Annotated in this window: 20 protein-coding genes and 1 tRNA gene; 10 read left to right on the top strand and 11 right to left on the bottom strand. The window is 61.4% G+C overall.

What is annotated here, in order from left to right; translation table 11 throughout:
• Window positions 1-233: 233 nt before the first annotated feature.
• From EKN06_RS15240 to EKN06_RS15215, 6 genes are read left to right on the top strand one after another with little or no spacing between them, the layout of a single operon-like run.
• Window positions 234-3,008: a calcium-binding protein gene (locus EKN06_RS15240; RefSeq protein ID WP_127613760.1), complete on the top strand. Its 2,775-nt coding sequence runs from the start codon at window positions 234-236 to the stop codon at window positions 3,006-3,008.
• Between the two features lie 33 nt (window positions 3,009-3,041).
• Window positions 3,042-3,752, top strand: coding sequence for an OmpA family protein (locus EKN06_RS16130; protein WP_127613759.1), 711 nt, complete (start codon window positions 3,042-3,044; stop codon window positions 3,750-3,752).
• 12 nt (window positions 3,753-3,764) lie between these two features.
• Window positions 3,765-5,165: a TolC family protein gene (locus tag EKN06_RS15230; protein ID WP_127613758.1), complete on the top strand. Its 1,401-nt coding sequence runs from the start codon at window positions 3,765-3,767 to the stop codon at window positions 5,163-5,165.
• Window positions 5,166-5,204: 39 nt separating this feature from the next.
• The gene (locus EKN06_RS15225) at window positions 5,205-7,376 is read left to right on the top strand and encodes a type I secretion system permease/ATPase (protein WP_127613757.1); all 2,172 of its coding nucleotides are present in this window, start codon (window positions 5,205-5,207) and stop codon (window positions 7,374-7,376) included.
• On the top strand, window positions 7,351-8,448 hold the full coding sequence (locus EKN06_RS15220; protein WP_240655069.1) for a cell wall hydrolase: 1,098 nt from the start codon (window positions 7,351-7,353) through the stop codon (window positions 8,446-8,448). The genes EKN06_RS15225 and EKN06_RS15220 overlap by 26 nt, the downstream gene beginning before the upstream one ends.
• Window positions 8,445-9,716, top strand: coding sequence for an HlyD family type I secretion periplasmic adaptor subunit (locus tag EKN06_RS15215; RefSeq protein ID WP_127613756.1), 1,272 nt, complete (start codon window positions 8,445-8,447; stop codon window positions 9,714-9,716). Before EKN06_RS15220 ends, EKN06_RS15215 begins: the two co-directional genes overlap by 4 nt.
• A 16-nt stretch (window positions 9,717-9,732) precedes the next feature.
• Here EKN06_RS15215 and EKN06_RS15210 read toward each other — a convergent pair whose 3' ends face one another.
• From EKN06_RS15210 to EKN06_RS15195, 4 genes are all read right to left on the bottom strand, one after another.
• The gene (locus tag EKN06_RS15210) at window positions 9,733-10,704 is read right to left on the bottom strand and encodes a transglutaminase-like cysteine peptidase (RefSeq protein WP_164844107.1); all 972 of its coding nucleotides are present in this window, start codon (window positions 10,702-10,704) and stop codon (window positions 9,733-9,735) included.
• A gap of 283 nt (window positions 10,705-10,987) precedes the next feature.
• On the bottom strand, window positions 10,988-11,320 hold the full coding sequence (locus EKN06_RS15205) for a 2Fe-2S iron-sulfur cluster-binding protein (protein WP_127613754.1): 333 nt from the start codon (window positions 11,318-11,320) through the stop codon (window positions 10,988-10,990).
• Between the two features lie 7 nt (window positions 11,321-11,327).
• Window positions 11,328-12,413 (bottom strand): cysteine desulfurase family protein, encoded by a 1,086-nt coding sequence (locus EKN06_RS15200; protein WP_127613753.1) that lies wholly within the window; start codon window positions 12,411-12,413, stop codon window positions 11,328-11,330.
• Complete coding sequence (locus tag EKN06_RS15195) at window positions 12,410-13,468, bottom strand: cysteine desulfurase family protein (protein ID WP_127613752.1); 1,059 nt, start codon at window positions 13,466-13,468, stop codon at window positions 12,410-12,412. The genes EKN06_RS15200 and EKN06_RS15195 overlap by 4 nt, the downstream gene beginning before the upstream one ends.
• A 158-nt stretch (window positions 13,469-13,626) precedes the next feature.
• On the opposite strand from EKN06_RS15195, the gene EKN06_RS15190 reads away from it, so the two are divergent.
• Window positions 13,627-14,283 (top strand): alpha/beta hydrolase, encoded by a 657-nt coding sequence (locus EKN06_RS15190; protein ID WP_127613764.1) that lies wholly within the window; start codon window positions 13,627-13,629, stop codon window positions 14,281-14,283.
• A gap of 25 nt (window positions 14,284-14,308) precedes the next feature.
• On the opposite strand, the gene EKN06_RS15185 is transcribed toward EKN06_RS15190, so the two are convergent.
• The gene (locus tag EKN06_RS15185; protein WP_127613751.1) at window positions 14,309-14,695 is read right to left on the bottom strand and encodes a PilZ domain-containing protein; all 387 of its coding nucleotides are present in this window, start codon (window positions 14,693-14,695) and stop codon (window positions 14,309-14,311) included.
• 96 nt (window positions 14,696-14,791) lie between these two features.
• A tRNA-Gly gene (locus EKN06_RS15180) sits at window positions 14,792-14,865 on the bottom strand.
• Window positions 14,866-15,214: 349 nt separating this feature from the next.
• Between EKN06_RS15180 and EKN06_RS15175 the strand changes: the two genes are divergently transcribed.
• The gene (locus EKN06_RS15175) at window positions 15,215-15,847 is read left to right on the top strand and encodes a prolyl hydroxylase family protein (protein ID WP_127613750.1); all 633 of its coding nucleotides are present in this window, start codon (window positions 15,215-15,217) and stop codon (window positions 15,845-15,847) included.
• Entirely contained in the window at window positions 15,844-16,392 is a 549-nt protein-coding gene (locus tag EKN06_RS15170; protein WP_127613749.1) for a GNAT family N-acetyltransferase, read from the top strand. The genes EKN06_RS15175 and EKN06_RS15170 overlap by 4 nt, the downstream gene beginning before the upstream one ends.
• A 4-nt stretch (window positions 16,393-16,396) precedes the next feature.
• Here EKN06_RS15170 and EKN06_RS15165 read toward each other — a convergent pair whose 3' ends face one another.
• Genes EKN06_RS15165 through EKN06_RS15145 form a run of 5 tightly spaced genes read right to left on the bottom strand, consistent with a single transcriptional unit; the run spans window position 16,397 to window position 18,797 of the window.
• Entirely contained in the window at window positions 16,397-16,693 is a 297-nt protein-coding gene (locus EKN06_RS15165) for a putative quinol monooxygenase (RefSeq protein WP_127613748.1), read from the bottom strand.
• Between the two features lie 2 nt (window positions 16,694-16,695).
• A complete protein-coding gene (locus EKN06_RS15160; protein ID WP_127613747.1) occupies window positions 16,696-16,998 on the bottom strand; it encodes a putative quinol monooxygenase in 303 nt (100 codons plus the stop codon).
• 13 nt (window positions 16,999-17,011) lie between these two features.
• A complete protein-coding gene (locus EKN06_RS15155; protein WP_127613746.1) occupies window positions 17,012-17,566 on the bottom strand; it encodes a nuclear transport factor 2 family protein in 555 nt (184 codons plus the stop codon).
• Window positions 17,563-18,186 carry a nuclear transport factor 2 family protein gene (locus tag EKN06_RS15150; RefSeq protein ID WP_240655067.1) on the bottom strand — a complete coding sequence of 208 codons (624 nt, stop codon included), beginning with the start codon at window positions 18,184-18,186 and terminating at the stop codon, window positions 17,563-17,565. The genes EKN06_RS15155 and EKN06_RS15150 overlap by 4 nt, the downstream gene beginning before the upstream one ends.
• Window positions 18,183-18,797 (bottom strand): nuclear transport factor 2 family protein, encoded by a 615-nt coding sequence (locus EKN06_RS15145; protein WP_127613745.1) that lies wholly within the window; start codon window positions 18,795-18,797, stop codon window positions 18,183-18,185. Before EKN06_RS15145 ends, EKN06_RS15150 begins: the two co-directional genes overlap by 4 nt.
• Window positions 18,798-19,028: 231 nt before the next feature.
• Between EKN06_RS15145 and EKN06_RS15140 the strand changes: the two genes are divergently transcribed.
• Window positions 19,029-21,545 carry a TonB-dependent receptor gene (locus tag EKN06_RS15140; protein WP_127613744.1) on the top strand — a complete coding sequence of 839 codons (2,517 nt, stop codon included), beginning with the start codon at window positions 19,029-19,031 and terminating at the stop codon, window positions 21,543-21,545.
• The last annotated feature ends 33 nt before the right edge of the window (window positions 21,546-21,578 follow it).

The raw sequence follows: 21,578 nt of genomic DNA, 5'->3' as shown, positions 1-21,578 counted from the left end.
CGGTCTCGCTGGCCCTGCCCGAGGGTGAGACCATCGACGTGGTGCTCACCGTCACCGACGCCGACGGCGACTTCGACACCGCCAGCTTCGACATCGCGGGCGCCTTCACCATCGAGGACGACGGCCCGAAATATTTCCTGCCCGACGACACTTTCGTCATCAATGCACCGGGTGAAGAGGTCACTGTCGATCTCAATTTCCTTGAGAACACTGGCACCGACGGGTTCGGAAACGTGATTTTCGACCTTGCCAACGACGGCGTGCCGGCAATGGACACAAACGGCAATCCGCTCTCCTACATGAACGATGCCATCCTGCTGTTCGGTGATGGAACTTCGCTGCTGATCGGTTCGACGGATCCGAATTTCGACCCTTCGACGTACGATCCGAACAATCCGGACGCTTCGGTTATCTTTACCGTCGAGCTGAACGGTTCGGGCAATGCAGTCGTTACCGTGCTCCAGGCAGAAGTCTCTAACGGCATCGGTTTTTCGGAAACCGACATCACCGGTGCCATCGGTGGTGGCAACAGCGACTCTCTGGTCATCGGCCTCGGCGTCAACGATGCAAGCCCCGCCAATGACGATAGTGTAGACATCATTATCGATACGCCCACTCCTGGTGGCACTGTCAACACCTCGCAGGGCCGCATTGGCTTGTCAGGCGGCAACTCAATCAACGATGGTGAGACCGTCACGATCGATTTTGCGATCAACGTCGATACAACCAACGATGGCGGCGACGACATCAACCTTGGCTTGCTGAACACCGAACTGTCCGGCCTCTATGCCGACGCGTTCTTCGAAACGACGAGTTTCCAACAAACCGTCAATCGTATCAATGGTAACGCGACAACGGCAGGCATCCTGGTGAGGGCTAGCTACGAAGCCAACATCAACGACGCCGATGCACCCGACATCGATTATGTCGCGGTATTCGATGAGAGTGGCAATCTCGTGTTCGAAAGATCGCTAGTTGACGGTGATGGTTCAGGAAACGGCATTTCAGTCGACTTCCTCGCCAATGGCGATGTCAGCATTCAAGGTATCCAGGAAGGCTGGGATTACTACGTTGAAACGGACGGCCCGATGACCGGGGTCGAAATTAGCGGCGATTTCAACGGTGCCGATGATGAACCCTTCACTCTGGGTGCATTCAGCCTGGGCGGTCAGCCATTCGAACCCTTCACGCTCGAAACCAATATCATCGGCAGTGACGCCGATGGGGACTCGGTAACCAGCACGCTGAGCGTGACTTTCCTGCCGGACGATCAAGGCAATATGGTCGGTACCACCTCGGGCGAGACGATCAACGGTGATGCCGATGACAATATCATTGCCGGCCTTGGCGGGGCGGATACGCTCAACGGCAGCGGCGGCAGGGATACGCTTTACGGCGGTGACGGCGACGACACCCTGGATGGCGGCGCCGGACAGGACGTGCTCGTCGGCGGTGCCGGTCACGATACGCTAACTGGGGGTTTGAATTCCGATATTTTCGTGATCGACGACAACGCGCTGTCCGATGGCAGCTTCGACACGATTACCGATTACGAGTTGCTCGAAATCATCGACCTCACCCAGGTCCTGTCCCTGCCCGCAGGTTCGGATTTGAGCGATTATATCCAGTATTACGATAACGGGGACATTTACCTCAACCTCGACGGGGTCGGGGTGGGTGAGCCCGTGAAGATCGCGACGGTCGGGGCTTATGCCGCCGGTGCAGACCAGGACATCACCATTGGATATGTTCTCAACGGGACGTCCACCAATGTGCAGGTTTCGCCTGTTCCATTGACTACGCCGATCGTTCTGGACCTCGACGGCGATGGTATCGAACTGGTCGATATGTCGGCGGGCGTCACATACGATTACGGTGCTGGTCCGGTGGCAACCGCATGGGTCGCCGCAGGTGAAGGCATCCTGTTCGACGACAGCGATGAAAACATGGAGGTCGACGGTTACGAGAACTTCGCCTTCGGCACCGATGGGGTGACCGACCTCGAAGCACTTGCCGCCACGAACGATATTGATAGCGACGGCACGCTGTCGGGTGGGGAACTGAATGGCCTTGCCGTCTGGATCGACGACGGTGACGGTGTCTTCGAAGACGGCGAGTATGCCAGCCTCTCGTCCCTCGGCATTACCGAAATCGGCGTTGAAACCGATGGGCAGGGTTATGTCGCTGCCTATGGCGATGCGCTGGTCTTTGGCGAAGCCACCTTCGTCATGAATGGCGAAGACCACGTTCTTGCCGACGTCGGGTTCGCGACATCGGAGGACTATGCCGGAGAGCCGGAACAGAACTCGCAACTGCGCCAGGCCGAGATGGCTCTGCTCGCCGCGGCAGTTCCCGGCCTGTTGGTAGCGACCTCGCTCAACACGACACCGTTTTTTGCTGCCGATCACATGGTTAATTTCGAGCCAACGGATCTCAGCTTCGCCACGGCGGTGAACTCGATCACCAGGCACGATGTCGACCTTTCGCACGTCGACCCGGCCTCTCATGCAGAGGGTTCGGATAAAGCGCAGCACGCGAAATCGGACAGCGCGCATCTTTCGGACGACGACTCGGTCGATGCCCGTGCATTCGGTGGCGACCATGGTGCGCCCGCAAACGATGTCGCCGATCTTGGCGCTTCGACCGAAACTGCTGCCAATTTCGCACCGCCACCGACGCCGGTGGGCGGCGCCGAAGTCGGAGCCGATGTTCTTGCAGCTTTGCTCAACATTGGCGCACCGGCCGCAGACGCAAAGGGCGATGCGAAAGGAACGCAAGCATTGGATGCAGTGCGGACCGCGATTACGGAAGTAACCGGCTCTGACGAGGTATCCAAGATAGTGAACCATATCATTGACAATGTTTCGGAAACGGCTCAGCACGGACACGTCGGAACAGAAGCGATGCAGGTGCTGCTTAACAGTGGGGTTGCAGGGCAGCACTTCCAAATGCCGATGCTGGCGGATGCCGCGGATGATGCCGCGCACCTGGCTGCTGCGGCAGCCTGATCCGACCGGAAAGTTAACAAGGGGGTCTTTCCAATGAAGAGCTGGCCTAAGCACAGCTGGTACGTTCTCGCGAGCGTGTCTGCCGCTGCATTCGTAATTTCCGCTCCGGCTTCCGCGCAAAGCGGATCCGATCTCATGTCGCTCGACGACGGCTCGCTGAAGTCGGAACTGGAAATGCGTTACGACGCATCTCTGGCCGCGACGCTCGATCCGGCGGTCGTTAACGCGATCGACACGCGCTACATGTGGGCATCCGAAGCAAAAGTGCAGTGCGCGATCGCGATCGGCTTCATGAAGAACGACCTGCGGGACGAAGATTCGATCCGCAAGTGCGACGCGGCATACCTGCGTTGGATGGCGCCGCCCGCGCCGCTGGCTCCGCCGCCTCCGCCGCCGCCACCCGCGGCTTGCAACACCGGCAACTTCATTGTGTTCTTCGACTGGGATTCGGCCGAAATCACGCCCGAAGCAGCCAGCACGCTCGATGGCGCTATCGCCGGTCTCGCCGATTGCAGCCGCATCTCGGTCCAGCTTGGCGGCTATACCGACACTTCCGGTTCGGACGGTTACAACATGGGTCTTGCCGAACGTCGCAACGCGGCAGTGCGGTCCTATCTCACTGCGCGCGGTCTCAACGACACGATCATCAGCAGCGCCGCTTTCGGTGAAAGCAAACTGCGCGTGCCGACCGCAGACGGGGTTCGCGAATTGCAGAACCGTCGTGTCGAACTCAACGTCCAGTAAGGGGGGACGAACATGAAAACTTATCTCAAGTTCGCCGCCGCCGCCGCAGGCCTTCTCAGCGCCTCGGTGTCCGGTACAGCCCTTGCACAGGGCGCGCCAGTTTCGATGTCCGAAGCGATCGCCATCGGCGTCGATTCGAACCCGCAGATCAGCCAGGCTCAGATGAACAAGGAGGCGATCCAGTTCGAGCGCAAGCAGGCGCAAGGTCTGTATGGCCCACGGATCAACATCGAAGGCAGCGTCGGGGCTCGCAATCTCGAAAATCCGACACGCCGCTCGCTTGGGATTTCCGAAGACTGGCTCTATCCCATGGAAGCCAAGATTTCGGCTGACTGGACAGTGCTCGACTTCGGTCGTCGCCGTGGCGAATTGCTGCGTCAGGCTGCACGCGTCGATGGCGCTTCGCTGCGCGTGCTCGAACGCTCAGAATTCATCGCCCTGCAGATTGCTCGTCAATATCTCGACGTAATGCTGCAACAGCGCGTCTTTGCTGCGTCGATGGACAATACAGCGTTCCACCGCGAACTCGTGGGCAATCTGGGTAAGGGTGTAGACCAGGGTTCGATCTCCATCGCGGATCGCCAGCAGGCGGAGGAACGGCTTCAGGCCGCCCTCATCCGCGAGGCTGAATCGGCAGAAACGCTTCAGAACGCCAAGATCCGTCTGCAGTCGCTGACCGGATTGACCATCGACAACGTCATGACCCCGCCCGATCTCAGGGGCGCCATGCCGACCAACGAAGCCGATGCGGTCGGGCTTGCCCGCACCCGCAATCCGCTGGTGCTCGAAGCGAAGGCCGACGTCGATGCCGCGCGTGCGCTGGCGGCCAGCGCCAAGGGCGACCTTTATCCCACCGTGGGCGTCGATGCCTACGCCCGCACCGGCGACGACATCGACGGGTTCAAGGGCACGACCAACGACCTGATGGCGCGCGCCTATGTGCGCTGGACGATCTTCGACAGCGGCATCAACCACGCGAAGTACCAGGAAATGGTCCGCCGTTCGAGCGAGGCCCGCTTCCGCCTTCACACGCGTGAGCGTGAGGCCGAGGAAGATGTCCGCATGGCATGGAACGCGCTGCTGACGCAGGGCCGCATCGCCGGTGAACTGACCACGCAAAGCGCCGTCACCGACAAACTGCTCGAATCCTATCAGGGCCAGTTCAATGTTGGTCGCCGTTCGTTGCTCGACGTGCTCGATGCGCAGAACACGCGCTACAACGTGCAGGTTCGGCTCGAAACCGCGCGTTTCTCGGAAATCTTCGCCCAATACCAGACTCTGGCTGCCACCAACCGCTTCCTCGATGCGTTGTCGGTGCCGCCCCATTATGGTGCGGGTGAAAAGGAACGCGAGCGTTTTGATTACGGTCCGCATATCCCGGCGGAACGCGAAAGCCGCGTTTATCCCAAGTAAGCGGGCGGCACGGCGCCGCCTTTCAGAACGAGAATGTTCATGAATTCGGCCGCGCCGGAAAAGTTCGAAACCGCCCCGCAAGTTGCGGGTGACACGCCCGCCAGGCAGGTCGATCAATTGATCGCCTGCCTGGCTCGCGTTGCACGGCATTTCGACACCCCTTTTGCCACAGCAACTCTGGCATCCTCGCTCGCTTTTGCGCCCGATGGATCGTTGCCCTGGCATCAGGCCGGGCCGGCGCTGGATTTGCTCGGGCTTAATTACGACGAGAAGCACGCCAAATCGCTGCCCCTGGCGAAGTCGCACTATCCCTTGATCGTGCGGACCGCTGACGGATCGCTCTCGCTATTGCTCGATCGCGAGGGCGACGATGTCCTGGTCTGGATGCCCGGATATGCCAAGGAAACGTGGCAAGCCGCCGCGCCATTCGCGCAAAGCTCGCCGCTGACCCTGCTGTCGGTGGAAGGCGATCCTTCGACGCTTCGAGATGCGGGACAACCATGGCATCAACGCGCCCGTGCCCATTGGTTCTGGTCCGAAATTGCCAAGCGCCGGCGTGAGTTCTGGCCGGTAATCGTCGCTTCGATCGTCATCAACTTCCTCGCGGTCGCACTGCCCATCTTCACGATGAACGTGTACGATCGCGTCATCCCCAACCGCGCAACATCCAGCCTGTGGGTGCTCGCACTCGGCGTCGGCATCGCCTTTGCTCTCGAATTCGCGTTGCGAAAGGCGCGAACTAACGTGCTCGACGAGATCAGCCGCGATCTAGACATCAGCCTTTCGCAGAAAATCTACGCGCGCGTCATGTCGCGGCCCCTGGCGTCGAAAACCGGCCATACCGGTAATCTTGTCGCCCGCGTCAGCGAATATGCCACGGTGCGCGATTTCTTTGCCTCGACGACGATCGTGCTGGTTGTCGACGTGTTCTTCCTGTTCGTGTTCATCGGTTTCATCGCGATCATCGCGGGACCACTGGCATTGATCCCGCTGCTTATCATCGGTGCGATGATCGTGCTCGGCATTCATCTGCAACGCAAGATCAGCGACACCACACGCGATGCGCAGGCCGACTATGGTTTGCAACAGACCCAGCTGGTGGAATCGATTGCCGGGCTTGAAACGCTGAAAAGCATTGCCGGCGAAGGCGAGATGCTGGGTCGCTGGCGTCGCATCTCCGACATGGCCAGCCGGTCGCAAAAACGACTTCGAGAGGTGAATTCCACCGCGATCGGAGCGGCTTCGACCTTCCAGCAGATTTCGACGATCTCGCTGGTGATCGGCGGTTACTACATGTTCGACGCCGGGATCATCTCGATGGGTGCGATCATCGCCATCGTCATGCTCGCATCGCGTGCGCTGTCTCCCGCCGGGCAACTGGCCTACTTGCTCACCCGATGGAAGCAGGCCAGCGAAACGCTCGATTCCATCGAACAGCTTTGGGAAGGTCCGGACGAGCGCAAGATGGGCAGTAGTTCGCTGCCGCCGCAGGTCCGTTCGGCCAACGTCGCGATGCAGGGCGTGAATTTCGCATACCCCGGGTCCAGCGTTCCATCGCTCAAGAACGTCAATCTCGTCATCCGTCCGGGCGAACGCATCGCGATCATCGGCCGCGTCGCATCGGGCAAATCGACACTGGGCCGTGTGATGTGCGGGCTTTTCGAACCTGACGAAGGCGCGATGCTCATCGACGGTATCGATGCCCGGCAATATCGCCCGCACGACATCCGCCGCAATTTCCGGTTCGTCGCTCAGGATTCGAACCTGTTTTCCGGCACGATCAAGGACAACCTGGCGCTGGGCGGCCCGCGGGCGAGCGAGCAGCAGCTGATTGCCGCACTCCGCAAGGTTGGCGCTGACCGGTTCCTTTCGCGTGACGCTGGCGGTTTCGACCGCGCGGTGGGCGAAGGCGGGCGTTCGCTTTCGGGCGGGCAGCGCAACTTCCTGGCGCTTGCCCGCGCGTTCGTTGCGCCATGTCAGCTGTTTTTTCTCGACGAACCGACGGGCGCGATGGATTCGCAGACCGAAAACCTGTTTATCGAATCACTGTCACAAAGTCTGACACCTACTCAAACGCTGGTTGTCGCGACTCACCGGCCTGCCCTATTTGCGTTGTGCGACAGAGTCATAGTCGTCAGCGACGGCCAGATCGTGGCTGACGGCAAGAAAGACGAGGTTATCAAAAGTGTCGGTATCGAAACCCGCAGCTAGGACTGGCATCGCCGGTATCCTTGCGCAGCGCCTGACCGGCGCTCGCGTAGCGCTGCTCGGTGTGTTCGCTGCCGCGCCCCTCATCATTCTTGGCGCCACCACGATGATGCCCGGCGGGCTGACGGGAGAGGCGAAAGCAGTGCCATCACCGGTCGACACCGCCAGGGCGCAGCAACGCGCGGTCGCGGCCTTGACCGAAGGCGAGAAGAGCGAGCTCGTAGCCGAGGGCGAAAGCGCGAAAGAGCGCAATGCCGAGATCACTTTCTCAAGCCTTCCGCTTGAACGCATGCGCGGCTTTGGCACTGGCGAAGTTCCGGTCAATGCTCAGCGTTGCCTGACGCAGGCGATCTACTACGAAGCCGGGTTCGAACCCGAAGACGGCAAACGTGCCGTGGCGCAGGTCGTGCTGAACCGAGTTCGTCACCCTGCCTATCCCAATTCCGTCTGCGGCGTGGTGTACCAAGGGTCGAACCAGCGCGTCTGCCAGTTCAGTTTTACCTGCGATGGCTCGCTTGGCCGCCGTCCCGCCGCCGGCGCTTGGGCGTCGGCCGAACGGATCGCACGCGATGCACTGTCCGGTCGGGTTGAGGAAAGCGTCGGCACGGCGACTCATTATCACGCCGATTATGTCGTGCCGCGCTGGGCTTATTCGCTGGGCAAAGTGCGGCAACTGGGTAGCCACATCTTCTATCGCTTTAACGGCGGCCTTGGCAGTGCGCGGGCATTCAACGCACGCTACAGCGCGGCAGAGCTGATTCCATCGGTGCGCCTTGCCGACACGGTCGAAGACGGAATCGCGGATGTTCCTACAGGTTTGTTCGAAAATGGCCTGACGGTCGCACCTGACGTTCAGGACCGCCATGCAACCAACGACATCGGCGGGCGGATCGACACGACCAAGGGTTGGCGGCTGGAACTGCCCAAGGCCGGCAAGTACCGCCAGCTCATAGCCAACCATGGGCAGCATCAGGCCGCGGCGTCGACAACGGTCGCTGACACTGTCGGTGACGCTCAGCCCGCTCCCGGCCTGATGACCAATCTCTCGTCGAAAGATCCGGAACCCGGCGCATGATCGACAATTTCAAAGCGCGTTGGGCTCGAATGGATTCGAGCCGCCGGCTGATCGTCGTGTCCGCGACGGGTCTTTTCGCACTCGTATTCTGGTCGGCCTTCGCCCCGCTGGACGACATCACGCGCGGTCAGGGCAAGGTTATCCCAAACAGCAAGGTGCAGGTCGTGCAGGCGGCCGATCCCGCCACCGTCGAACAGATCCTTGTGCAGAATGGCCAGCAGGTGAAGCGCGGTGAATTGCTTATCCGATTGAACGACAGCGAAAGCGCGAGCCAGCTTGGCCAGTTGGAGACCGAGACGGAGCTGATGGAAGCCCGTTCCGCACGATTGCAGCGCGAAGCGCAGGGACAGGGTTCCGGATGCGGCCCAGGCAGCATTTGCGCTCAGGAACAGCGCCTTCAACAGGTCCGTCAGGCCGCGGCGAGCAGTCGCCAGCAGGCACTTGCCGCCGCGATCGAACAGCGCCGCCGCGACATGCGCGAAGGCGAAGCGACGGCAGAATCCCTGCAAAGCAGCCTGAGGCTGGCGCAAGAGCAGATGAACATGCTCGCCCCGCTCGCCAAACAGGGCATCGTTCCGCAAACCGAACTGCTGACTGCGCAACGCGAAGTCGTGGACGTGCAGGGACGGCTCAGCGCCGCACGGCAAGGAGTCCAGCGCGCGCGCGCCGCGATAAGCGAGGCGCAGGCGCAATTGTCCAGCGAAAGGCTGGATTTCCAGCAACAGGCGCTTAACGAGCGTAGCGAACTGGCGACGCGCATCGCGGTCAACGAACAGTCGATCAAGGGCGCCACTGCCCGCGTTTCGCGCAACGAACTGCGCGCGCCGGTCGATGGCATCGTGAACGATCTTCAGGTTTCGACCGTGGGCGGTTTCGTATCGCCGGGCGAAACGATCATGCAGGTCGTCCCGACCGGCGACAGGCTTCTCGTCGAAGCCAAGATCCGTCCATCGGACATCGCCTTCATCAAGGTCGGCGATCGGGCCAACGTGAAGGTCACGGCCTTCGACTTTTCGATCTATGGCGGCCTATCCGGCAAAGTGCGCCAGATCAGCCCCGACAGCGTTTATGACGAAAATGAGCGCGAAAGCTTCTATCTTGCCCAGATCGAAACCGATCGCGCCTTCATCCGTCACCGGGGTCAGAAACTGGCGATCATGCCGGGCATGATTTGCGAGGTGGAAATCATCACCGGCCGCAAGAGCGTTTTGGCCTATTTGCTAAAGCCGATCACGCGCGGCTTGAATACGGCCCTGACGGAAAAGTGAGCTCGATCCTCGCGGCTTAATAGCCGTGCAGGAAACGCTTGCCGCCATTGAACGACAGGATCGGCCGATAGTCGTTGGCGCTATCGCCATCGATCAAATCGTCGCTTGCGTTGTCGAGCAGGATCGAGCGCCCTTCGACTTTGACGATCAGCACCGCGTGATCATCACGCCGAACCAGATCGCGGGCCAGCGTCAGGTACATGTCATCACGCGACACGCCCATCGCGGCGAGCAGTTCCATCTTGGCGATCGCGTAGTCCTCGCAATCGCCCTTGCCGCGCGCCAGCGTTTCGCCGACCGTCGCCCAATAATCCGCCTTGCCGTAAAGCTTGGCATCGGAAGTGTATGCGATTTTGGCATTTACCCAGCGGTTCACCTTGGCGATCCGGTAGGGCAGCGCCCCTTCACCCGCGTCAGCCTTGAGCAAGGCGGTGCGAGCCACCCCTGCTCCAGAATGCGATACCCGGCCCCATTGCGCATCAAACGCTGTCGTCGACACCGGCAGAATTCGGCTTTCGAGGAAATCGTAGCCCGAGCGCGACAGGCCGGGGCGCATAACGTCGAAACGTTCGGCACAGGCCATGCCGGTCAAAGCCGCCGGTACGATCGCGGGCGTTCCATCTGCGATGACCGAGGCCTGCGCGGCGAAGGCGGGCAAATAGGACGGGCGCGCATCGACAGCTGCGATCTGAGCGAAACTGGCCGAGCGACCGGTGTCCGCCTGCTGCTGCCGCATGAGTTCGAGCGCGGAGAGTGGTTTGACTTTGTCGCGCGAGATCAGGGCGGCGTCGCCAACCGTCTGGGCCCTTGTAAACATAGCGGAGCCGGTGCGGTGGCAATTGGTGGCCACAGCGACATTGGCGACCGCCGACGCGATCAGCGCCGATCCTGCACTGGCATGCGCAGGCAGTGCGTTCGCACAGGCAACCGTGCCAATCAGGACGGTGGCAATGCCGCGAAGCCGGAGCGAGAGAGGTGCATGGACCATGCATCCCTTTTCGCCCAAAGGCATACAAGAAATGCTTGCCGGTCATGCTTGCGCAATCTGGTTAACAAATTCGCATCATCGCCCTTCGCGCGCCCAAAGTTTCAGCACTTGAGGTCCCGACAAAACGGCGGAATTGCAAAGACTAAGGGCCATGGCGGCGGCATCGACTCCGCCTCCCCTAACCCACGGGAAAATCGTTAACGCGTGGCCGCCTGACAGAAATTTTTATTCGGCAAGCCGGGCCGGCCGAGCCGCTGCCGCTGCCGGGTGTCAAACCGTCGCGTCAATCGCGCCGGACGTTATGAACATGTGCAGGGATCGAAACCTCGATACCGTCGAGTTCCGGGGTCAGGACGATCTGGCACGACAGGCGGCTGGTTCCTTCGACACCGGCGGCCAGATCGAGCATGTCCTCTTCATCATCCGTCGCCGCGGCCAGCTTGCCGAACCATTCCGGTGCGACGACGACGTGGCAAGTGGAGCAGGCCATCTGGCCTTCGCACGTTCCTTCGAGCGGCATGCCGATGGCCTGACCGGCGGAGAGCAGGGTGTCGCCCTGCGCGGCGTCTGCTTCGACCTTGCGGCCTTCGGCAGTCTTGAACGTGACCCGAACCATGACCTTTTTATCCTTGCGCCCTGGCCGCTGCGTTGATCGCGGCGGCCGCACTTTCCAGGTCCTGCATCCCAGTATATCGCCCGAACCCAAGCCGGATCGACGTTTTGACATCCTTGTCATTCAAACCGATGGCCTGCAAGACCCGGCTCGGCTTCCCCGAGCCCGATGCACAGGCCGATCCTGCCGAAAATGCAACGTCGCGGACCTCGGACATTAGTCTTGCCACATCGAGCCCCGTCCGCCGCAGGTTGAGATTGCCGTGCCAGCGCGCGGTCGGGCTGCCATTGATCGTCCATCCGTCGAACAGTTCAAGCGCGCGGGTCCACAGCGCCTCGACATGCTGGCCATCAGGCTCCGTCCGCTCCACCGCCAACTTTGCGGCAGCGCCGAACCCGGCGCACAGCGCGGGACTCAAAGTGCCTGAACGCAAGCCCTTTTCCTGCCCTCCTCCGGTGATCAGCGGGGCAAGTTCGATGCCGTCACGAAACCACAGTGCACCGATGCCCTTCGGCCCGTGCAGCTTGTGCGCGGAAATGGCGATGCAATCGGCCATGGCCACGGGCATGCGCCCGGCGGCTTGCACTGCGTCGCACAGGAACAACGCGCCCCCCGCCTTGGCCGCGCGGGCGATTTCAGCCACCGGCTGGATCGTACCGATCTCGTTGTTCACCTGCATGACGGCGACAAGGCCCACGTCGGCAGGGATCGGCGCATCGGAAGCGATCAGCCCCGCGTCGTCGACCGGAATGGCATGAAACGCATTGGCCATCGACCTTGCCGTATCCCAGACCGCGGCATGTTCTATGGCCGATACCGCAATGCCCCTGCCCGCCAGAACCGGCTGGCAGCCGCGCATCACGATATTCAGCGCCTCTGTCGCGCTGCCGGTGAAGATTACCTGACCGCCCGGCGGAAACAGCGCCGCAACCTGATCGCGCGCCAGTTCGACCGCGGCCGCCGCCTGACGGCCATAGCGGTGCGGACTGTGCGGATTGCCGAACCCCACTCCTTCCGGCCCGTCGAGCCAGCGCAACATCGCATCGCGCGACTCTGGCGCCAGCGGGGTCGTCGCCTGGTAATCGAGGTAGATCATGCCCCGGCTCCCGCACCGACCTGCGCGGCCAGCCCGGACCATACTTCCAGAAACCGGTCGACGTCGGCATCGCGCGTGTCCGGCCCGATGGAAACGCGGATGACCTCGCTCGACGCCTTTTCCGTCATTCCCATGGCGGTCAGTACCCGGCTGGGCCGCAACGATCCGGACGAACAGGCGCTGCCCGCCGAAACCGCGATCCCCGCACCGTCGAGCCGGATCAGCTGTACTGCCGATGCCAGCCCCGGAATGCGGTAGGACCCGATGGTGGCGATACGCGGGCTGGCCGGGGCCATGACTTCGCCGCCGGCGTCGATGATCGCATCTTCCAGCCGCGCGCGAAGGCGCAGCGCCTCTGCCATCCAGTCATTGCCCGTTTCCAGCGCGGCGGCCATCGCCATCGCACCGGGCACGTTTTCGGTGCCGCCGCGATAACCCCGCTCCTGCCCCCCGGTCGGCGCGAGCAGGGCAAAGTCGCGCACCAGCAGAGCGCCGATGCCCGGCGGCGCGCCGAATTTGTGGCCGCTGATCGCCGCCATGTCGCAATCGGGCAGCGCGATCTTGCCCGCCGCCTGCGCGCAATCGGCAAGCAGCACCCCGCCGCAACTCCGCACAGCATCGGCCACAGCGCCAAGCGGCTGCATCACGCCAGTTTCATTGTTGACCTGCTGCACGGCGACCAGCGCGTCGGTCGTGTCGCCCAATGCGGCCGGATCGACCAGCCCGCCCGTATCGACCGGCACCACGCGCGCGCCGGGAACATGGCGCATCACCGCCTCATGCTCGACCGCCGAAACGATCCGGCGGGCCGCATGGCTGCGCGAGAGGGCAATGGCCAACGCTTCGCTCGCCCCGCTGGTGAAGATGACTTCGCCGGTCCAACCCAGTGCCGCCGCGACCCGTTCGCGTGCGGTTTCCAGCGCGCGCCGCGCCGCGCGACCGCCCGCGTGGGGGCTGGATGCATTGGCGTCGAGGGCAAGCCCGTCGAGCATCGCGGCGCGCGCTTCGGCCAATACCGGGGCGCTTGCCGCATGATCGAGATAGGTTTGGCTCATGAAATACGCTCTATTACCGCACAACAGGACAGGAATGCGCTTCGATGGGGCCGTGCCAATTGCCATCGCGCTCGCGCTTTCTATATAGGCATCGACGACAATTCACACCCCGGCCCAAATTGGTGGGCGCGGCGGTACGCAAACTGCACGAGGATCTCTTGCCCTCCGTAATTTTCCCCGGACCCGAAGGTCGGCTCGAAGGCCGCTACCATCCCGCACCGCGTCCGCGCGCGCCGTTGGCGATGATCCTGCACCCGCACCCTCAGGGCGGTGGCACGATGAACGAACGGATCACGCAGGCTCTGTACAAGGATTTCGTCGCGCGCGGCTTTGCCGTCCTGCGCTTCAATTTCCGCGGCGTCGGTCGCAGTCAGGGCAGTTTCGATAACGGCATCGGCGAACTTTCCGATGCTGCGTCCGCGCTGGACTGGGTTCAGACGATCCATCCCGAAGCGCAGGTGACATGGATTGCCGGCGTTTCGTTCGGCGCGCTGATCGGCATGCAGCTGATGATGCGTCGGCCTGAAATCCGCGGCTTCATCTCGATCGCCCCTCCCGCGAATATGTACGATTTCTCGTTCCTGGCCCCGTGCCCTGCTTCGGGCATCGTCATTCAGGGTGCGGCCGATACGGTCGTGACGCCAGGCGCGGTGCAGAAGCTGGTCGACAAGCTGCGCACGCAAAAGCACATCACCATCCATCACGACGAAATCCCGCGCGCGAACCACTTCTTCGAGCACGAGTTCGACGAGCTGATGCGCTCGGTCGACAATTACCTGAATTTCCGGCTCAATCCGGACTGCCCGATACGTTGATCCCGGCGGCGAGCGTCGTGCCTTTTTAAAGGGCGCGCTCGCCAGTCCATTCCATATCGCGCCACAGTTCCGGCACCGGCTTTGCGCGGGCGCCGCAATGGCTGACCAAAAGCTCCATCTGTTGCTTGTCGAGCGGTCGTTTGAACCGGAACCCGGCCCTGATCCCGCGGTCGTGCCATCGCACTTCGGCCTCCACCGGGTCGAGCCCGTCGATGTAGACCATCACCGCATCGCCGATGAAAAGGTTGCGTGACGGATTGACGAAGCAGCAACCGTATTCCGAGACATCGGCCACTGAAATGAACACGTCTCCCCCGGTGGGAGAGCGATAGCAGCCCGCGACCCGGATCGCCCAGCGTTCATGACTGCGCCTGCCGACTTTCGTCCCTTCCGATCCATTGGGAGGAAAGATCTAGGGCACAGGCCATAACCGTCGCTTACGCCCGCGCTAAGCGAGTATCCCTATATGGTCTGGCCCTATGTGGTCTGGCCCAATGTGGTGTGGAAATGGAGCGGGCGAAGGGAATCGAACCCTCGTCGTAAGCTTGGGAAGCTTCTGCTCTGCCATTGAGCTACGCCCGCGTTTCGGAGACTTGGCTGGATAGTCGCCCTGATTTTTTTACAGGAGATTTTTACAGCTTGCCTCGGAATCGGACTGCCATTCGCACGTGACAACGCCCAAGGTCAAGGTCAGTTCGCCGTGCCAGCGCCCATCCATCGATACGCGGAAAAATAAGCGCTCAATCGGCGCTCGCGTAGCTGGCCGGTGCGTCTTTCGTTCCTAAGGTTAGGCGCTGCATAGCCCACGCGCGGGGAAACCAACACGTTGGGCTATGATGCCGGGCCATTGCTCCTGTCCTTCTCTCCTCTGAGATGACCTGGGCCCGGCACCCGCTTGGCTCTGCTGTGCAAATTGCCTATCGGGACGAGGATGCAGGATTTCGGTGAATCGGTAGCGGCCCGATTGCGGCAATGGCCCGGAATGCAACGGGTGCCTTCGCCCAAGCTGGAGCTGTTTTCCCTACGCGGATTCGTGCCGCGCGACATGCGAGCCGATCTGATCGCCCTGATCGAGGCCAATCGCCGCCCGTCCACCATCGCGGACCCCAACGGCGACGCCTATTTCCGCACCAGCGAAACCTGCGACCTCCCGATGGACGAAGCTGTGGTGCAGGAATTGCGCGCGCTGTTCACGGAAGTTTCGGGCATCGACCCCGTCTTTGCCGAACCGTCGCAAGGGCAAAGGTACGCGCCGGGGCAGGAGTTCAAGGGCCACACCGATTATTTCGAACCGGGCGGAGCGGATTACGCGAAATATTGCAGCGTCGCCGGACAGCGAACATGGACTTTCATGGTCTATCTCAACGAACCCGAAGCGGGCGGTGCCACCCGGTTCAAAGCTGCTGACAAGATGTTCAAACCGGACGCGGGCCGGCTGGTCTGCTGGAACAACAGGCGCCCCGACGGATCGCCCAATCCCGCGACGCTGCATCACGGGATGAAGGTCAGATCCGGCCTCAAATACGTCATCACGCAGTGGTATCGGGAAAAGGAGTGGAAATGAGAAATCCGGGAAAACCGACCCTACACGGCGAGAGGATCACGCTAAGACCCGTCACGGCCGACGATGCGGACGTCATGGTCGCGGGGCTGGAGGACGAGGAATCGAACCGACTTACCGGCACGCACGAGATATTCACGGCAAGGCGCGTCGAGAAGCACTGCGCGATGGTCGCGGCGGCGGACGACCGCTGGGACTATGCCATCGAGGTCGATGGCAGAATGATCGGCGAAGTCGTGCTGAACGAGATCGACTGGGACAACCGCTCTGCCAATATCCGCGTCGTCATCTGGGAGCCTGCATCGCGCAATACTGGACTGGGAACCGAAGCGATGCGCCTGATGACGAAGTTCGGCATCGAGGAAGTCGATCACCATCGCATCGAACTGGGCGTCTATGCCTTCAACCCGCGCGCAATCCGATCTTACGAGAAAGTCGGCTACACGCTGGAGGGAACGCGCCGCGACGCCCTCTACTGGGACGGCGAGTGGATCGATTCCCACACGATGGCCGTGCTCGCCCCCGAGTGGGAGGCGAGCGCCGCCTGATCGTTCAGCCGAGGGAGCGGAAGAAGCTCAGCTGCATGTCCTCGGCCAGGCAATCCAGGATCGGCGGGACCAGCCGGTCATGGAAGTCGATCGACATGTGCTTTTCGAACGCGGCATCGTCCTTGAACGTGGCGACGACGTTGAACGTGTCGGGGTCGTCGTCCGATTGCAGCAATTCGTAGACCTGCGCGTCGGGCTCATGCTTGAAGACGAGGCCTTTCAGCTCGCTCTGCAACGCGATCATTTCCTCGCGCTTTTCGGGTTTCGTCTTCAGGACGGCGACGAAGCTTTTGGCAGACATGCTCAATACTCCGGCTGACGGTCTAGATCGAACAGCATTTCGCGTTCGTAGCTGCCGTCCATGCAGCCGATCATGCCATCGATCAGCGGCTTGTTCTGCGGATATTCCATGTGCGCCTTGTCGGCCGCTTCGTCGACGAAGCTTTCGAGCACAGCGAACATGCCGGGTTCGCCAAGGCGAAAGAACTGGAAGTGCAGCGTGCCCGGCTCGTCGGGCGCCTGCTTCTGCATCTTTTGCGCAAGGTCGATGAACTCGTCCTGCTTGTTATCCTTGATGCGAAAGCGGGACAGGAAGGTATAGGCCATCGGGTGTCTCTCCTTACGCGTTTTCGCGCTGTTTGTGGTATTCGATCCAGCTCGGCAGGCGTTCGGGAAAATCGGCCGGGCCGGGCGTTTCGTATGCGTAATTGCGGTTCGCTTTCAGCAGGATGTCCGGATATTCCGAAATCGGCACGTAATAAAGGAACTGGATCACGCGCTCTGCGAATTTCCAGCCGTCGGCCGTGTTGCGATACTTGTCGTCATAGCGGATCGCGGCGACCATCATCTTCCCCTTGCGCTGCAGTTCGGCATGGCCCGAAACGCGCCCCGTCGCTTCTTTCGATCCGTCGCCGACGAAGTCGATCTGGACGTCGTGCATGAAGTGGTGGCCGGGGCCAAGCACGTCGAAACGGCCATGATATTGATCGATGATCGCATCGGGTCCTTGCGCGAACATCACGCCATCCTTCGAACGGATGATGCCGTCTTCGGTGAACAGATTGCGGACCGATTCGATGATCCGGTCGTCGATGTCGAAGCTGTAATGCGCGATCAGCTGGCGGATCTGGGATTCGGCTTCTAGTCGGGCGATGCGGGATTCAAGGTCGCTCATGGCGTTGCTCCTTCTACAAATCGGGAATTGGCATAGACCGGATCGCACTTCCCCCATTCGCCGATCGGGCGCAGGGTCCGGTGCATTCCTTCGTCTAGGATCTGGTTCGACGGGTGGCAGGCGTTCCAGTCGGTGACGACCATGCGGCGCAGGATGCGCCATTCGCCGCCGCGTTTTTCGAACCTGTCGAGATAGCGACCCGCCATGACGAACATTTCGTGGTCCGCATCCAGCCCCTTGCCTGCAAGCTGCGCGAAATAATCGGAACCGAGCATGTCCTGTGCCATGTCGTTACGGACGCGGCAGGCGGAATAAAGCGTGGATTCGCTGGCCGCGAAATCGCCATCGACGTCGATATGGACGTTGAGCAGGCAATGCGTGCCCATCGTGAAATACTTGGTGATCTCGCCGATGATGAACGGCACGAATTCGCTGGCGCGGCCGACGTAAATGCCGTGGATGTCCTCTCCGTCCGGCCAATACACGCTTTCCATCATAGCGAGATCGGCACGGTCGAGTGCGCGGCAATAGCGGGTCAACACGTCGTAAACGTCGCGCACCGCAACAAGCTCGGCCAGCCGCGCCCTGCCTCCGCCCATCGCGGATTGCTCGGCCGTCATGGCTTGTTGCTCCACACCGGGTCCCCCGGCCCGCGTTCGCCCAGCGGGCGCAGCGTCGCGAACATGCCTTGATCGAGGATTTCGTTCGACGGCCGGTTCTCGTTCCAGTCCATCACCACTTGCCGGCGGAAGATGCGCCATTCGCCGTTCCGCCGTTCGAACTGATCGAGATAGCGTCCGCCGAAGAAGAAATGGTGATGCCCGGGGTCCAGTCCGGCACCGCCGAACTGTTGCATGTAGCGCGAGCCAAAAATCTCCTCGGCCTTCTCCTCGCGCACCTTATGATAGGCGAACAGGTAGGTCTCGGTCGCGGCGCGGTCGCCGTCGATTTCCATATGGACGTTCATCAGCCCGTGCATGGTCACTTCGAACCATTCCTGGATTTCACGGACGATGAATTCGGAAAACTCAACCGCGTTGCCGTCGAACACTCCGTGCGAATCCGATCCGTCCGGCCAATAGACGCTTTTCATAAGGTCGACGTCCGCCCTGTCGAGCGCGCGGCTGTAACGGGTGAGCACGGCATAAATGTCCCGCCGCGCAATCAGATCCTCGATCTCCGCGTCCGATACGACAGTGGGATTGGGGGCGGCATGAGTGGTAGTGACCATCCTCTTCTCCTTTCGCGCCCCGTTCGAACGGGATCGTCGCGGCAAAGGATAGACCGCTCGCAGAAAAAAACAATCATGCTTGAACTTATCTGAGGCACGGGCTGCGGCTTTCCGACAACACTTTCCACCGAAATCGCAAAAAAAACATTCATGATTGATTATCTGTGATCGGCATGCTTACATTCCTGTCCGTTACCCGAAAAATGTTGGGGACGAAGACAGGAGCAGGGGATGAATACCAGCAATCTTTACCGCACCACTTGTGCTGCCGCGCTCGCGGCAGCCTGCTTGGCGCTTCCGGCTCATGCTCAGGACGCAGGATCGGCAACCAACACGGTCGATGAGGGCCCGGCCGCCACCACTGGCCTGGGCGAAATCGTCGTTACCGCAACCCGTCGCGCAACCGACCTGCAGACCACCCCGGTCGCGGTTTCTGCGGTCGACAGCAAGCTGATCGAGCAGGCCAGCCCGCGCGACATCGGCGACCTTGCAGCCTTCGTGCCGAACTTTTCGGCCGCGACGATCGCGAACTTCAACGCAGCCTCGTTCGCCATGCGCGGCGTCGGCCAAACTTCGATCATCATCTACTACGAACCGCCCGTCGCGGTGCTCGTTGACGACTTCGTGATGCCTTCGGTGCAAACGCAGCTTCTCGATACCTTCGACGTCGAACAGGTCGAAGTGCTGCGCGGCCCGCAAGGTACGTTGTTCGGCAAGAACACCACCGGCGGCGCGGTTACCGTGCGTACCAAGCGCCCCGTGCTGAATTTCATCGGCATGGAAGGCAAGCTCGAAGCCGGCAGCTTTGGCAGCTACGCCATGAAGGGCGCGGCCAATGTGCCGCTCGGCGACTGGGGCGCGATCCGCCTTGTTGGCGGGTACGAAGCATCGGATGGCTATTACAAGAACGGCGCCTGCTATGGCCCAGTGCCGACTTTCAACACCCCCGGGACAGACGAAAACCCCAATGGCGTACCGATCGTCAGCAAGTGGTCCGGCGTCGAAGGTTGTCTCGACGGCGAAACGCTGGGCGGAACTTCGGTCTGGTCGGCCCGCGCCAAGCTGCTGCTCGAACCGACGGAGCGGATTTCTGCGCTGTTCCAGTACGAATGGTTCCGCGACGACTCCGACGTTGTCCCCTCGGTCAACGTAAACGACGAATACACCGGTTCGGTCCCGTTCCTGACGGACATCCTGAACCTGACCGGCCGTAATCCGAACAGCGACGATCCGCTCGACAACGCGGCCTATACCGGTCGCACCGGACTCGGCCTCGATCAGGGTCAGCGCATCTATGTCGACGGCATCTATGCCAACATCGACTATGAAACCGACATCGGCACGCTGACTTCGGTTTCGGGCTATCGCAAGCAAAAGTCGCGCATCCCGAACTCCTACGCCGGCGCGACCGCGATCGGCACCGACGGCACTTACCTGTCGTTCTTTGACGCATCGCGCGACGACGACCGCAAGACCTGGCAACAGGAACTGCGCTTCGCCAGCGATTTAGGCGGTGCGTTCGACTTCGTGGCGGGCGGTTTCTATCAGAAGGACAAGGCCAACTTCTGCGTCCCGCAGTATCTCGGCTTCCTCGACATCACCAGCGGACCGCTGCCCTTCGGCAACTGGAACGATACGATCTACACGTTGTGCAATGCGCAGGACGCGAAGTCGAAGGCGATGTTCCTCGAAGGAACGCTGAAGGCGACCGACAAGCTGACGATCACTGTCGGCGGTCGCTACACCTGGGAAGACAAGACGTGGTATGGCCGCCAGCAGGCGTTCTACGCCACGTTGGAAGGCGGCTTTGATCCGTCGATCGTGGACGATATCAAGGAACCGCTCGACGCCAACGTCTTCGACTATCCTTTCGGGGTCGTCACGGTCAGCGACAAGTGGCGCGAACCGACTTATCGCGCCAGCGTCGGCTATCAGGCGACCGATGACATCTTCACCTATGCCACCTTCTCGCATGGATTCAAGGGTGGTGGATTCAACGATCAGGCCGGCACATTTGCGCCGTTCGGCACCGATTACGACACGTTCCGCACCGTCGCCGCAGCGACCCAGCCGGAAAAGGCGGACAGTTGGGAAGCAGGCGTCAAGTCGGAGTTCTTCGACAACCGGCTGCGCTTCAACCTCACTGGCTTCTACGTGAAGTACAAGGATCTGCAGAAGCAGCTGAACGTGCCGATCGTCGTCAACGGCCAGCCGAACCAGTTCACCCGGTTCGTCAACGCCGCCAGCGCCACGGTCAAGGGTATCGAGCTCGAGACATCGGCCACTCCGTTCAGCGGTCTGACCCTGCGTGGCGTGCTCGGCTATCAGGATGCCAAGTACGGCCGTTACGATCAGGGCGATGCGGGTTACGACCTTTCGTCCGCCCCGCTCGACCGTGCGCCGAAATGGCAGTGGACCCTCGACAGCACGTATGAGCTGCCGGTCGGTTCGGAATACGACCTGCGCTTCAACGGCAATGTCGCCTACGTCAGCCGCAACCTGAACACGCAAGCGATCACCGATCCGAACGGCAATACCTTCCTCGACGCGCGCACTCTGGTGAACGGGTCGATCACGCTCAGCCAGGTGGACAACAAGTACTACGTCCGCCTCGTCGGCCAGAACCTGACCGACGAGCGTTACAAGGTTGCCGTCCAGAACGTCGCGGGTCTGTGGCAGAATGCCCAGTACGGTCCGCCGCGCTTCTTCGGCGTCGAAGTCGGCTTCCGTTTCGGCGACGACACGTAAACGCCAGAATGCATAAGGGACGCCCCGGTCGGC

Source organism: Croceicoccus ponticola, from assembly GCF_004004515.1.
GTDB lineage: Bacteria > Pseudomonadota > Alphaproteobacteria > Sphingomonadales > Sphingomonadaceae > Croceicoccus > Croceicoccus ponticola.
The sequence above is the reverse complement of the archived record's forward strand: the minus strand, read 5'-3'. Positions and strand labels throughout refer to the sequence as shown.